Here is a 13,498-nt window from a genome sequence, read left to right on the forward strand (position 1 = left end):
AACGAAAAGAATGAAATCTGTTCTTCTAGGGGGGAACAAACGTTGAAGCAAGAAGAATTATTTGAACAAGCACGTGTATTTATAGAGACGTGTTACGCTGAACTTGAAAAAAGCGAAGCGGATAAAAACAAGCGGTTAAAAGAAATCCATCAACAAATTATGTCACTCGGACATTATGATCATACATTTGAAGAGTTAGAGCACGGAGCTCGTATGGCTTGGAGAAACAGCAATAAATGTATCGGACGACTATTTTGGCAATCGCTCAATGTATTTGATAAGCGAGATGCGAACACAGTTGAAGAGGTAAGAGACGCCCTTTTTCACCATATTGAATATGCAACAAATGACGGGAAAATCCGCCCTACTATTACGGTGTTTAAACCGAAAATGAAAGCAAAAGAGCCGGTTAGAATATGGAATCATCAGCTAATCCGCTATGCTGGGTATGAGACGGAATACGGTACGGTAGGAGATCCTGATTCTGTTGCGTTCACGGAGGTTTGCCGAAATTTGGGGTGGGAAGGTGAGAAAACGCATTTTGATATCCTTCCTTTGGTACTGCAAGTGAATGAAGAGTCGCCTCGATATTTTGAGATTCCAAAACATTTAGTGAAAGAAGTAGCTATTACCCATCCAGAACTTCCTGAATTTGAAGACTTACAGTTAAAATGGTACGCTGTCCCGATGATTTCAGATATGAAGCTAGAAATTGGAGGGATTGATTACGTCGCGGCACCGTTTAATGGATGGTACATGGGGACTGAGATTGGGGCGCGAAATTTAGCGGATACGTATCGCTATAATCAACTTCCAAAAATAGCCTCTATGATGGGATTGAACATGGATTACAACGCGACGCTTTGGAAGGACAAAGCTCTTGTTGAATTAAACGTTGCAGTGCTTTCTTCTTTTAAACGAGAAGGCGTTAGCATTGTAGACCATCACACTGCTGCTCAGCAATTTCACTTGTTTGAAGAAAGAGAGCAAAAAAATGGCCGCGAAGTGACTGGGAACTGGACGTGGTTAATTCCACCGGTTTCGCCAGCTACCACGCATATTTTTCATAAGCCTTATAAAAATAAAGTATTATCACCAAATTATTTTTATCAAGACGCTGCTTATTAAATGAACAAAAAAGAGAGTACACATGTGTACTCTCTTATTACACGTTAATTAATTTTTGTGTTTATCAAGCAAGTTAGCAAGTACATATGTTTTGTACTTTTCTACTTTGCGGCCTTCGTGGTTGCGAACTCCTCGTTTTTTAAGTTCCTCAACATACCAACCTTTGCTTCCTACGTGCATACTCAAACACCCTTTCGTCATTTTTTTAGGATGAACAGAATGAGGTTCATTGTCTGCTCGAATGGAGACATCTTGTCTTTCCAATACGTGCCTCATTGTAACATCTTTTATTTTATGATGAAAGGGAAAAAGGTTAAAAAAACGAGAATGATTTCAAGTGAATTCTAGTTTACTCATTCCTCGTTTTTTGAGATAGAAGGAGGAGGTTTAATTCATCTTTATTTTGAATTAGATCTTCTAGCGTATATTGATCTAACACCTTAATGAAGGCTTGCATGGCTTCATGTAAAACACTTTTTAACTTACAGACGGGGCTAATAATGCAGAAGTTTCCTTCACGATCAAAACATTCAACGATATGAAAATCTTCTTCTGTTTGACGTACCACTTTTCCAATATTAATGTCTTTTGGAAGCTGAGCTAAACGAATACCGCCGTTTCGTCCTCGGATCGTTTCAATTAAGCCAAGTTTTCCAAGTTCGTGAATGATTTTCATAAGATGGTTTTTTGAAATATTATACGCTTCAGCAATTTCTTTTATATTGCTTAGTTTATTATTATCGCGAACGCCTAAATATAATAAAACTCGCAGTGAGTAATCTGTATATTGTGTGAGCCTCATCTTTTTACCTCTTCTCTTATCAGCAGCTGATATATCTATAATAGCATGTCTATATCTAAGAAATACAGAAAGAATGCTCACATTTTTGACGAGGTGAATTTGTGAACATTTCTTTAAATATGTATATAAAATATATCTTTTTAAGTAGGATATGAGTATTATAAAGATGTATTAAAAATATATCTTTTAAAAATGAATCTTTCGGAGGCGAAAGTTATGAAACAAACAACTATTTCTATTGTAAAAAGTACAGTTCCGGTTTTAGAACAGCATGGTCAAGCAATTACAACTCGTTTTTATGAGATGCTTTTTGAACAGTATCCTTCTTTAAAAAATGTATTCAACCAAACAAATCAAAAAACAGGCCGTCAGCAAATGGCGTTAGCTAATACAGTTTATGCCGCTGCGCAGTACATCGATCGGCTTGAAACGCTGCTTCCAGTTGTAAAGCAAATCGCTCATAAACACCGCAGTATCGGCGTAAAAGCAGAGCACTATCCAATTGTCGGAGAGTTCTTATTAAAAGCAATTAAGGATGTTTTAAAAGAAGCTGCGACCGATGAGATTATGGAAGCTTGGAAAGAAGCATACGGTGCCATTGCGGACGTATTCATAAGTGTGGAGCAAGAGTTATATGAAGAAGCCGAAGAAAAAGGATGGAAAGATTATAAAAAACTAATGGTTCATAAAAAAGTAAAGGAAGCAGAAGACGTGTACTCGTTTTATTTAGTATCACCTGATCAAAAAGTATTGCCTGCTTTTCTGCCAGGTCAGTATGTGAGTGTACGAATTCCTGGTCAAGAGTATTTATCCATTCGTCAGTACAGCTTATCTGGATATCCAAACCAACCATACTATAAAATTACGGTGAAAAAAGAAAAGCAAATGGAAGACGGGGTCGTGTCAACTTATTTACATGACCAATTGAAAGAAGGAGATTTGCTTGAAGTCAGCGTTCCAGCAGGAGATTTTGTCTTAAAAGAAAATAGTAAATCAGTATTTATCAGCGGAGGTGTAGGAATTACTCCAATGATGTCAATGCTTCATCAAGCACTGGAAAACAATCAAGAAGTAACATTTATTCACAGTGCTAAAAATGAGCAGTTTCATGCAATGAAACAAGAGCTTCAATCGTTGTCAGAGAAATATACGTTTGAACAACACGTTTTCTATAGTCAAGCGCAAACAGCTCAGCATGATGAACATATAACATATGGTCGCTTAACTAAAAAAGAGCTAGCTAAATATGCCGGCGATAAACATGCATATTATTATGTTTGTGGATCTTCTTCATTTACGCAAATGGTGTTAGAAGGCCTAGCTGAAATGGGTATTTCCCAAGAAAATATCATGTATGAATCGTTTGGCCCGAAAATGAGTATGACTCCTTCCGCATAAATGTATGGAAAAAGGGTAAAAAGCTAACAGTAGACAATACTGTTAGCTTTTTTTATGAAAGGGAGTTTAAAGATGACAAATAAGCAGTATGACATGGTGGGAATAGGAATAGGACCTTTTAATTTAGGCTTAGCGGCCCTTGCTGAGCCTCTTGATGAAATTGATGCCGTCTTCTTTGATAAAGAAGAGAAATTTGAATGGCATCCGGGCATGTTAATTGACGGCACGGACTTGCAGATTCCGTTTCTGGCAGACTTAGTTACATTTGCGGATCCAACAAGCCCCTATTCTTTTCTAAATTATATTCACAAGCAAAAACGCTTGTATCCGTTCTTTTTCTTTAATCGTTTTGATATTCCGCGTCAAGAATACAACGAGTACGCAAAATGGGTAGCGGAGCAGCTATCTTCCTGCCACTTTTCTTCAAAAGTTGTGGACGTGATACCGAAAAATGAAGAAGAGTATTATGAAGTAAAGGTAGAAACACCTGAGGGAATTCAAACGGTAAATGCTAAACACGTTGTAATGGGAACAGGAAGCATTCCACTTGTGCCTCCGGCTTTTGAAGAAAAGCTGAATGAGCATATTTTACACAGCAGCGGCTATTTACATAAAAAAGAAGAGGTTCAAAAAGGAAAACATGTAACGATAGTTGGTTCAGGGCAAAGTGCTGCCGAGATTTTTCTGGATTTACTAGAAGAACAGACTGAACATCATTACCACCTTACATGGTTTACAAGATCCTCTAATTTTTTTCAGCTTGATCAATCCAAGCTTGCTCAAGAGTTATTTTCGCCAGACTATGTAGATTACTTTCATTCGCTGCCTTTTGAGGAACGTACAAGTACGGTAGAAGATTTAAATCCTTTACGTCACGGAATTGAATCTTCTACCTTAACGAAAATCTATGATTTACTTTATCATCGTTCACTTAAAGGAAAAGTACCCGTTACGATTCAATCTTCGACTGAAGTAAGTGATATTCATAAAAAAGGAAATGGATATGAGCTCGAGTGCAAACAATTAAAGGCTGAACGCTCTTTTCAATACGAAGCGGATCGTTTAATATTGTCCACGGGCTATAAGCCGAAGATTTCACCGTTCATCGAACGAATAAAAGAAGATATCGAATGGGAAGATGACAAGCGTTTCAAAGTCACAAAAGATTACCGGCTTGTCTTTAAACAACCCCGTAGCCACCACTTCTTTACGTTAACCAATATCGAACATTCACATGGATCTGGCGCAACAAATCTTGGTTTATCCGTTCAGCGCAATCAGCGTATTCTGAACGTGATTGCAGGAAGAGATGTGTACCCAGTTCCAGAAGAGACTACGTTTCAGACATTTAATTTGTTTTGAATTTCTGCTTTATAAAAATCTTCAATGTGGTTTTTTGGTTATTGTAGAAAAGCTTTTTACTCATAAACTATGTTTAAAAGAATAGTGTACGGGTATTTTATTTATAGAACATTAGTACACAAATCAATTAAGGAGTTGCTTAGAATGAGTAAGAAAATTGCAGTATTAGTAACAGATTTATTTGAAGATGTGGAATATACAGATCCAGCCAAAGCCTTTGAAGAAGCAGGCCATACGCTAACAAAAATCGACGTTAAAACAGGTGAAGTAACAGGTAAACAAGGCGAAGCAACATTAACAATTGATAAAGCAATTGCGGATGTAAAACCAGAAGATTTTGACGCATTGTTTTTACCGGGAGGTTTCTCACCAGATATCTTGCGTGCGGACGATCAAGTCGTAGCTTTCACAAAATCATTTATGGATGAAGGCAAACCGGTTATGGCTATTTGTCACGGACCACAGCTGCTAATCAATGCTGAAACATTAAAAGGACGTGACGTAACTGGTTTCAAATCAATTGCTATTGATTTGAAAAATGCAGGTGCAAACTTCCATGACAAAGAAGTGGTGGTATGCGGTAATCAACTAGTTACAAGCCGTACACCAGACGATATGGAAGCATTCGTACGTGAATCAGTAAATGTCTTAAAATAAGTAAATAATATTAGTAAAACTTTCTGTAAAAGGCGATAACAGGGTGGTTTACCACTCTGCTGTCGCCTTTTTTATATGTAACGATTTTGACGAGGAATTTACAGTTATATTACTGCATTGGATCAAGCGGTTTCTAAAAGAATATGAAAACCTTTTACTATCAATAGATAGAAGCCACGTAACAAAATCGAAATATTTTTTACATAAATGAAAGTATAATTTTGGTAGCTTAAAAGACGTTGCGAGTTTCATAGTTTTCATGCAACAATGAGGGTGCATCACGAGATTGGCTTGCTACAAGCTTAGATGCGTTGCGGTTTTACAAAAAAACTTTATTATCACATAGGAGGATTTCAAACATGAAGAAAAGGTTTCGTATTGCCACTGTCGCAGGTGCCGTATCATTAGGATTACTAACAGCAGGACAAGCAAATGCAGCAGCTCCTGATTGCAACACTCCAAAACAAATTACTATTAAAGATGCTCAAGCAGCACAAAATATAAATGTAGACGAGCTATTAAAGAAATTTAACGCTCAAGGACAATCTGCTCAAGCAGCAGCTCCACAGCAAGAAACACAAGCACCAGATCAAGCTGAAGCAGCTCCACAGGAACAAGCACAAGCACCAGAGCAAAGTGAAGAAGCAAAAGCTCCGGAGCAAACACAGCAAAACACAAAAGCTCAACAATCAGAAAATACTGATAAAGCAGAACAAACAAAAGATGCTAGTCAATTTGAACAAAAAGTAGTAGATTTAGTAAACCAAGAACGTCAAAAACAAGGTTTAAAGCCTTTAACACTTAACAAAAAATTAAGTGACGTTGCACGCACTAAATCAAAAGATATGATGGACAAAGGGTACTTTGACCACAATTCACCAACATATGGTTCACCCTTTGATATGATGAAACAATTCGGCATTGAATATACAACTGCAGGTGAAAACATTGCAAAAGGTCAGCAATCTCCTGAAGATGTAATGAATGCTTGGATGAATAGTGACGGTCACCGCAAAAACATTCTAAACCCTGATTTCACTGAAATTGGTGTTGGATACGTAAAAGGTGATACTACGTACTGGACTCAACAATTTATCGGTAAGTAATACAAAAAGAGCAGGATATACCTGCTCTTTTTTGCGTTTTTAGCTGTCCAATTTGGGTATAGTAAAGTAAGAACACGTAAAGGAGTGCCTTACATTGGGACGTATATTAAAAAAAATTCTAGTCGCTGTTTTTCCCATCCTTTTAAAAGAAGGATATCGTCATTATAAAAATCGTAAAACTCGAACTACGCCGTCTAAAGGGTATAAATAAAAAGGACTCAAAAGAGTCCTTTTTGTTTTATGCTTGAACGGGGATATGCTTGAATTCTTTTACGTTAAATAATCCTTTGTCGGTTAATTTTAGACATGGGATAACAGGCAAGCTTAAGAAAGATAACGTCAGCAACGGGTTGAATTTCTGTGAAATATCAAGCTCATGAAGAGCCCCGTGAAGCTGCTTAAGTAAGCTATTTACTTCATTGTAAGGGTGAGGTGACATTAACCCTCCGATGGAAAGAGGGAGGGAACCAATCACTTCATTATCTTTTACAATAACAATACCTCCGCCGATTTCTTCAATTGCCGCAATTGCTTTTGCTAAATCCTTATCATTTGTTCCTACGGCTACGATATTATGTGAATCGTGAGCAATCGTAGTAGCGATCGCTCCGTCTTTTAACTGAAAGCCTTTTACGATCCCAAGACCAATATTTCCTGTTAGATGATGGCGCTCAACAACAGCCATTTTCAGCTGATCGTTTTCTACAGAAGGCTGAAATTCGTTTTGCTTTACTTGAACTTCTTCTACAATATGATTTGTAAGCAGGCTGTTTGGATTAATTTCAATAATATTAGCCCGATTGTGCTGAAGTGGTATCGTAAGTTTGTTAATAGAAAACTCTTTCAAATGAACAGAATTCATTAGTTCTGTTGGAAGATCAAGTTGTTCTTCTTGAACAGACAGCATCTCTCCATTTTCAGCAATGAGCTCTCCGTTTTGATAAACATGTGCTGCAGATATATCGGTTAAGTCGTCCAACAGAATAAAATCAGCTTTGTAACCAGGAGCAACCGCACCTCTATCTTTTAACCCGTAGCATTCAGCGGCATTTAATGAAGCCATTTGAATCGCAATTAACGGATCCAGCCCGAGTTCAATAGCAAAACGAACATTATAATCAATAGAGCCTTCCGTTAATAAATCATCTAGATGTTTGTCATCGGTACAGAATAAAAATCTGCGCGCGTTGCGTTCATTTACAGCAGGTAATAATTGTTTCAAATCTTTAGCAACAGAACCTTGGCGGATTAGAACATACATCCCGCGCTGAATACGTTCAATTGCTTCTTCTGCTGTTACGCATTCATGATCTGTTGAAATATTAACGGTACGATAAATGTTAACGCCCGTGGCATCTAACCCTGAGCCGTGTCCATCAATTACGCCGTTTGCATCGTTAGCTGCTTGTAATTTATCAAGCATATCGTCATCTCCATCTCGCACAGCAGGGAAATCCATCACTTCTGCTAATCCAAGCACGCGAGAGTGAGAGAAAAATGGCGCTAAGTCAGCTGCTTTTAAGACGGCTCCAGAGCTTTCAAAAGGAGTTGCTGGAACGCTTGAAGGTAAGTTCACAAATACGTCTAAAGGAATGGAATCCGAGTTTTGAAGCATAAACTCAATACCAGATTTCCCTGAAACATTCGCAATTTCATGAGGATCCGTTACGACAGTTGTTACGCCTCTAGGTACAAGAAGTTTTGAGAACTCTTTAGGTGTAACCATTGATGATTCAATGTGAACGTGTCCATCAATGAACGTAGGCGAAATGTATTTTCCTTTTGCATCCACGACGTTATTCCCATCGTATTGACCTATTCCAACAATCACTCCATCAGCAATCGCAATATCGGCTTCAATGATGGAAAGCGTAAAGACATCGATAATTTTTCCGTTTTTCACTACAAGATCTGCAAGTGTTTTTTTATTGGCAACAGCAAGCTGTTTTTTTAAGGTTGTTTTTGTATTTGACATGAATGTGACTCCTCTCATTGTATAACTGAATAACAATGAAGGACTATGTAAGGGAGAACATAAAGAAGAATAAAAATGCAGTATGAATGATGTTCAACCCTCGTAGTCCAACTATTTACGGTAGTTCGGTAGAAACTCTTGGACCCTATTTCCAAGACTATACGAGCTTTAGGTATTTCGATACATTCTATAGACAAATAATAAAAACGTCAATTCCTAATAAAAAAGAAAGATTTTTGGGAATATTTCATCTATGTGTATGTAAACGATTTAACTCTTATTTGCTCGCTAAAAGGTGCAGCATTCATGTATAGAAAAAAATGTAGAAAAAACCGTCAATGGCTATTAGTCATTGACGGAGTTGTCATTAAGCTTGTTTACGCAGTGTACCTAATTCTTCCGCGATCGCTTGCATTTCACTTGGGCTAAAAGAATCTTTTCTCATTACCATATCGTATAAGTACTTTAAGTCTTCATACATTTCTTCGTCAAAAGCTTCAGCTTTAATTGCTCCGATATTTAGCATGCGCAGTTTTTCACTAATGCTATCGACCATATGTTTAATATTCTCTGGAGATTTTACTGATAAATCCACTTTGTTCATCCTTCCAGTTGCGTTTTTTTTATTGTAACATGTTTTTATCGTGTGAACACTTTTATGTCAGGTTCTTATCCACAGAAGAGTGGAAACGATATAAATAAAAGAAAACTATTTTTTAGTTTAAAAATGATTGTATATAATGTTTGTAATAAGGGAAAGGAGTCGAGACTATGATTAACGTATTATTCGTTTGTTTGGGAAATATTTGTCGTTCACCCATGGCAGAAGCGGTATTTAAAGATATGGTGAAGAAAAAAGGGCTAGAAGGACAAATTCACGTAGATTCTGCAGGCACAGGAGGCTGGCACAAAGGTAATCCTCCTCATGAAGGGACGCAATCTATTTTAACGAAAAACAACATTGATTTTAAAGGGCAAACAGCAAGACAAGTGATTCAAGAGGATGTAGCTAAATTCCATTATATTATTGGAATGGATGTCGAAAATGTAGGAAATCTGAGAAGGATGGCTGGACATACTAAAACAGGTTATATTGCAAGGCTTTTGGATTTTGTGCCCGATTTACATATTGAAGATGTGCCTGATCCTTATTTCACGGGAAATTTTGACGAAGTATATGACTTAGTTCAAGAAGGATGCAAGGCTCTTTTAGACGAAATTATAGAGAAGCATTTCTCGGAATAAGCGATACTTAAAAAATAAAAAACGGAGGAGAAACGACAAATGGGTAAACGAAATAAGCTAGTAGAAGGTATTGTCATTGGAGCAATTATAGGAGGAGCTGTTTCTTTATTTGATAAAGAAACAAGAAGCTCCGTCATTCAAGGAAGTAAAAAACTGAAAGACAAAACAACAAATCTTATTCAGCACCCTGAACTTGTAACGGATACTGTCAAAGAGAAATATGAAACCATCCGTACGACCATCGAGCAAGTTTCTGAAGATGTATCATTTGTAGCAGGAAAAGTAGAAAAGTTAAAAGAAACAACGCCTCAGGTGATGGAAATTGTAAACGATACAAAAGAAGCATTTGTGGAGAAGTATGGTGATGAACAAAAATAAATAAGGAGGCACATATGGCTGGAATGTACATGAATAACATCGTAAGGTTTGGCAAAGAACTGATGGGCCGCATTCATCGAGATGAGCTCCCCAGTTTATCAGCTGAATTGGCTTATTATCTGCTGCTCTCGCTATTTCCTTTTTTAATTTTCTTAATTACGCTGATTGGATTTTTGCCATTGGAATCAACAGACCTGCTTGACTTGGTCGAAAATGTAGCGCCACAGCAAACGCTGCACATGATTGAAAGCAACGTTTCCCATATCATTGGTTCTCATAATGAAAAGCTATTGTCCTTTGGTATCATTGCGACGATGTGGTCTGCTTCAAATGGAATTAATGCGATTGTAAGAGCATTTAACCGAGCGTATCACGTACAAGAAAATCGGCCTTTTTTAGTGGCGAGAGGTATGGCAGTTCTCCTTACTTTTGCGATGATATTTGTTATTATTGTAGCGCTTTTACTTCCGGTTTTCGGTCATATGATTGGTCTTTATTTATCGTCTACGTTTGGGTTTTCAGAAACTTTTCTCGCTTTATGGTCTGCTTCCCGCTGGATTATCAGCGGTCTCATTTTGTTTACTGTTTTTACGGGGTTATATTACTTTGCTCCTAATAAAAAGCTGCTGATTCGAAATGTGGTAAAAGGAGCGGCTTTTGCTACGGTCGGATGGACAGTGGTATCGATGCTGTTTGCGTATTACGTAAATCATTTCAATAACTATACAGCTACATATGGAAGCTTGGGCGGAATTATTATCTTGCTTATTTGGCTGTACCTATCGGGGATGATTATCGTTATTGGAGGAGAAATTAACGCTATTTTCTACGACCGTCGAGTTAAATCTTCATAGTCACAAATTGGGATGAAATCATTCGCAAGATATGAGCATACTAACAAAGTGAAAGGGAGGTTTTACATCATGACAAAGCATACAAAAAAAGACGGAAGCAATACAAAGCAAAATAAAAAGAGCCAGCCAAAGCATAAAACAAGCAACAGCCAAAACGGACAAAACGGTTACCATTAAGGCATTGATTACCATAATAAAAAGCCTAACAAATACGTTAGGCTTTTTTGCGTTAAGATTTTAGCAAGCGAAGGCCGTTTAATATAACTAAAATGGTGCTGCCTTCGTGACCTATAACACCAAATGGCATATCAAGCACTTGGAAAAAATTCGAACAAATTAATAAAAAGATGACGGCAATAGAAAAAATAACGTTTTGCTTCACAATTGAGTTCATTCGTCTGGAAAGAGCTACTGCATCCGAAATTTTTGATAAATCATTTTTCATTAAAACGATATCGGCTGTTTCAAGTGCCACATCCGTTCCTTCTCCCATGGCTACTCCCACGTTAGCAGTAGCCAGAGCAGGTGCATCGTTAATGCCATCTCCCACCATTGAAACGGTAGGGAATTTTTCTTTTAACGCTTTAATTTTATCTACTTTCGCTTCAGGCAAACATTCTGCAATGTATTCATCGACTGCACATTCTTTTGAAATGGCTTCGGCTGTTTTTTCGCTGTCTCCTGTAATCATGACGGTATGAATACCCTGTTCTTTAAGAGATTTAACAGCGTCTACAGCTTCTGTTCGTACAACGTCTTTTAGCGCAAGCAATCCTACGATACCATGCTGGTCTTTTGCGTACACAATCGTTTTTCCTTCACTGGCAAGCGTAGATGAAATCCCATTTTCAAATTCAGCTGCATCTTTTTTACCTACAAAATCTGCTTTTCCTATCTTCCACGTATCTCCTTGAAGAGACCCAATGACACCATATCCGGGAACGTCTTCAAGCGAATCTGGCTGAACGAGCGTCAATTCCTGCTTATTTTTCACAAAGTCAACAATGGATTGAGCAAGCGGATGATTGGACTGACGTTCAATTGATGCGATTTTAACAAGAAATTCCCGTTCGTTCATATCAGAACGGACAATAACATTTGTTACTTCTGGCTTTCCTTTTGTTAACGTTCCTGTTTTGTCAAAAGCGATTGCGCTTAAATGGCTTAACCTTTCCAAATGCACGCCCCCTTTAAACAAAATTCCTTTTTTTGCTCCGTTTGAAATAGCAGACAGAGAAGCAGGAGTGATAGATGCAACCAAGGCGCAAGGAGACGCTACAACTAAGAGAATCATTGCACGGTAAAATGTCTCGGTCCAGCTCCATCCAAGCACATAGTGTGGGAGAAATAGCATAACTGCTACAACCGATAGAACAATTTTTACGTATGTGCCTTCAAATCGTTCAATAAACAATTGAGAAGGCGACTTTTCACTTTGAGCCGTTTGAACAAGTTGAATGATCTTTTGAAACAGCGTCTCAGCGCTTGGCTTTGTCATTTTAATGGTAATGGCGCCCTTCACATTCACCGTGCCCGCGAATACTTCATCATCGAGCTGTTTTAGTACAGGAACAGATTCCCCTGTAATAGCAGCCTGATCAATCGTTGTTTGACCTGAGACAACAATACCATCGGATGGCACTCGTTCACCCGGCTTAACTAGCAGCAAGTCACCGATTTGTAAATCCGAAATCGATACAATTTCTTCTTGATCTCCAATCAGACGCGTTGCTTCTTGCGGCTGTAAATTCATCAAGGCACTAATTTCTCGGTTGCTTTTATTCATGGTGTACGTTTCTAATGCACCGCTTAATGCAAAAATGAAAATAAGCATAGCACCTTCTGTCCAGTAGCCAATTACAGCCGCTCCAATGGCTGCAATAATCATTAACATTTCGACATTCAATTCTTTATTTTCAATCGTTTCTTCAATGCCTTCTTTTGCTTTAGCAAATCCGCCTATCACGTAAGCTAATACAAAGAGCGTAATAGATACAGCAGTATCCTGCTGTTTTGACAGCAGCCAGCCGGCTAAAATCAGCACGCCGCTTAACAGTGCAGCAATGAGTTCACCATGTGTTTTTAATACGTTGACAGCAGAAGACGTTTGAGGCGTTTGTTCTTGTTTTTTAGGTAACGCATTTTCCATACAAATCCTCCTTGAACGATAATTGAGAAGAATAATCACAATCATTACCCCTAAAAAAACACGAAAGCTGCCATCTCAGCGATAGCAGCACATTTTTTCAGTTCTTCTCTTTTAAATTGGGATATTTAGTATAGTATAGCACGGAACAAGCAAGGAGGTAACAGCTAACGCTTAAAAAATAAAAACAGAATGCAGCTGGACGTCTGCATTCTGTAAAAAACGTACTACATATCTAAATGTTCTTCATAATATTTATAAGCGGAAGTGTAAATGTGCTCGATATCAGCATCCGTCATGTACATTAAGGTTTCACGGTCAATCCCCTTCATTGTTTCAATAAATGTAATCATGTTTTTGCGTTCTTGTCTGCTCATTTATTATTCTCCTCTCCGTCTGTTTTAATACAGTTTATTATATTTAATTGTATTATATAACAGAAAAAGT

At 37.8% G+C, this 13,498-nt stretch carries 14 protein-coding genes and 1 riboswitch; of the genes, 8 read left to right on the plus strand and 6 right to left on the minus strand.

Annotated elements, in window-relative coordinates; genetic code table 11:
* Window positions 1-42: 42 nt before the first annotated feature.
* Entirely contained in the window at window positions 43-1,128 is a 1,086-nt protein-coding gene (locus MMB69_RS23880) for a nitric oxide synthase oxygenase (protein ID WP_277448520.1), read from the plus strand.
* 48 nt (window positions 1,129-1,176) lie between these two features.
* On the opposite strand, the gene MMB69_RS23885 is transcribed toward MMB69_RS23880, so the two are convergent.
* Together MMB69_RS23885 and MMB69_RS23890 are read right to left on the minus strand one after the other, a co-directional pair.
* Window positions 1,177-1,308: a YflJ family protein gene (locus MMB69_RS23885; protein ID WP_016762840.1), complete on the minus strand. Its 132-nt coding sequence runs from the start codon at window positions 1,306-1,308 to the stop codon at window positions 1,177-1,179.
* A gap of 169 nt (window positions 1,309-1,477) precedes the next feature.
* Entirely contained in the window at window positions 1,478-1,930 is a 453-nt protein-coding gene (locus MMB69_RS23890) for an Rrf2 family transcriptional regulator (RefSeq protein WP_277448521.1), read from the minus strand.
* 216 nt (window positions 1,931-2,146) lie between these two features.
* Between MMB69_RS23890 and hmpA the strand changes: the two genes are divergently transcribed.
* The 4 genes from hmpA to MMB69_RS23910 all read left to right on the plus strand — a co-directional run bounded on the left by hmpA (window position 2,147) and on the right by MMB69_RS23910 (window position 6,453).
* Window positions 2,147-3,328 carry an NO-inducible flavohemoprotein gene (gene hmpA, locus MMB69_RS23895; RefSeq protein ID WP_277448522.1) on the plus strand — a complete coding sequence of 394 codons (1,182 nt, stop codon included), beginning with the start codon at window positions 2,147-2,149 and terminating at the stop codon, window positions 3,326-3,328.
* 72 nt (window positions 3,329-3,400) lie between these two features.
* Complete coding sequence (locus tag MMB69_RS23900) at window positions 3,401-4,690, plus strand: lysine N(6)-hydroxylase/L-ornithine N(5)-oxygenase family protein (RefSeq protein WP_221785757.1); 1,290 nt, start codon at window positions 3,401-3,403, stop codon at window positions 4,688-4,690.
* A gap of 144 nt (window positions 4,691-4,834) precedes the next feature.
* Complete coding sequence (locus MMB69_RS23905) at window positions 4,835-5,347, plus strand: type 1 glutamine amidotransferase domain-containing protein (protein ID WP_221785758.1); 513 nt, start codon at window positions 4,835-4,837, stop codon at window positions 5,345-5,347.
* Window positions 5,348-5,706: 359 nt separating this feature from the next.
* Complete coding sequence (locus MMB69_RS23910; protein ID WP_033580739.1) at window positions 5,707-6,453, plus strand: CAP domain-containing protein; 747 nt, start codon at window positions 5,707-5,709, stop codon at window positions 6,451-6,453.
* Between the two features lie 238 nt (window positions 6,454-6,691).
* Here the strand turns inward: MMB69_RS23910 and ade are convergent, their stop codons facing one another.
* Both ade and MMB69_RS23920 read right to left on the minus strand, forming a co-directional pair.
* Window positions 6,692-8,428: an adenine deaminase gene (gene ade, locus MMB69_RS23915; protein ID WP_277448524.1), complete on the minus strand. Its 1,737-nt coding sequence runs from the start codon at window positions 8,426-8,428 to the stop codon at window positions 6,692-6,694.
* A gap of 83 nt (window positions 8,429-8,511) precedes the next feature.
* A riboswitch (purine riboswitch) is annotated at window positions 8,512-8,613 on the minus strand.
* A 182-nt stretch (window positions 8,614-8,795) separates the two neighbouring features.
* Window positions 8,796-9,023, minus strand: a complete 228-nt coding sequence (locus MMB69_RS23920; RefSeq protein WP_013055127.1) for a DUF1128 domain-containing protein — start codon at window positions 9,021-9,023, stop codon at window positions 8,796-8,798.
* Between the two features lie 176 nt (window positions 9,024-9,199).
* Between MMB69_RS23920 and MMB69_RS23925 the strand changes: the two genes are divergently transcribed.
* Genes MMB69_RS23925 through MMB69_RS23935 form a run of 3 tightly spaced genes read left to right on the plus strand, consistent with a single transcriptional unit; the run spans window position 9,200 to window position 10,905 of the window.
* Window positions 9,200-9,673 (plus strand): low molecular weight protein-tyrosine-phosphatase, encoded by a 474-nt coding sequence (locus tag MMB69_RS23925; RefSeq protein ID WP_013055128.1) that lies wholly within the window; start codon window positions 9,200-9,202, stop codon window positions 9,671-9,673.
* Window positions 9,674-9,712: 39 nt separating this feature from the next.
* Window positions 9,713-10,051 carry a YtxH domain-containing protein gene (locus MMB69_RS23930; protein ID WP_221785760.1) on the plus strand — a complete coding sequence of 113 codons (339 nt, stop codon included), beginning with the start codon at window positions 9,713-9,715 and terminating at the stop codon, window positions 10,049-10,051.
* Window positions 10,052-10,065: 14 nt separating this feature from the next.
* Window positions 10,066-10,905 carry a YihY/virulence factor BrkB family protein gene (locus MMB69_RS23935; RefSeq protein WP_013055130.1) on the plus strand — a complete coding sequence of 280 codons (840 nt, stop codon included), beginning with the start codon at window positions 10,066-10,068 and terminating at the stop codon, window positions 10,903-10,905.
* Window positions 10,906-11,134: 229 nt separating this feature from the next.
* Here MMB69_RS23935 and MMB69_RS23940 read toward each other — a convergent pair whose 3' ends face one another.
* Both MMB69_RS23940 and MMB69_RS23945 read right to left on the minus strand, forming a co-directional pair.
* Entirely contained in the window at window positions 11,135-13,054 is a 1,920-nt protein-coding gene (locus MMB69_RS23940) for a heavy metal translocating P-type ATPase (protein WP_221785761.1), read from the minus strand.
* A 224-nt stretch (window positions 13,055-13,278) separates the two neighbouring features.
* On the minus strand, window positions 13,279-13,428 hold the full coding sequence (locus MMB69_RS23945; RefSeq protein WP_013055132.1) for a BH0509 family protein: 150 nt from the start codon (window positions 13,426-13,428) through the stop codon (window positions 13,279-13,281).
* Window positions 13,429-13,498: the final 70 nt, after the last annotated feature.

The sequence above is a fragment of the Priestia sp. P5 genome (genome assembly GCF_029522155.1).
Taxonomy (GTDB): Bacteria; Bacillota; Bacilli; order Bacillales; family Bacillaceae_H; genus Priestia; species Priestia megaterium_E.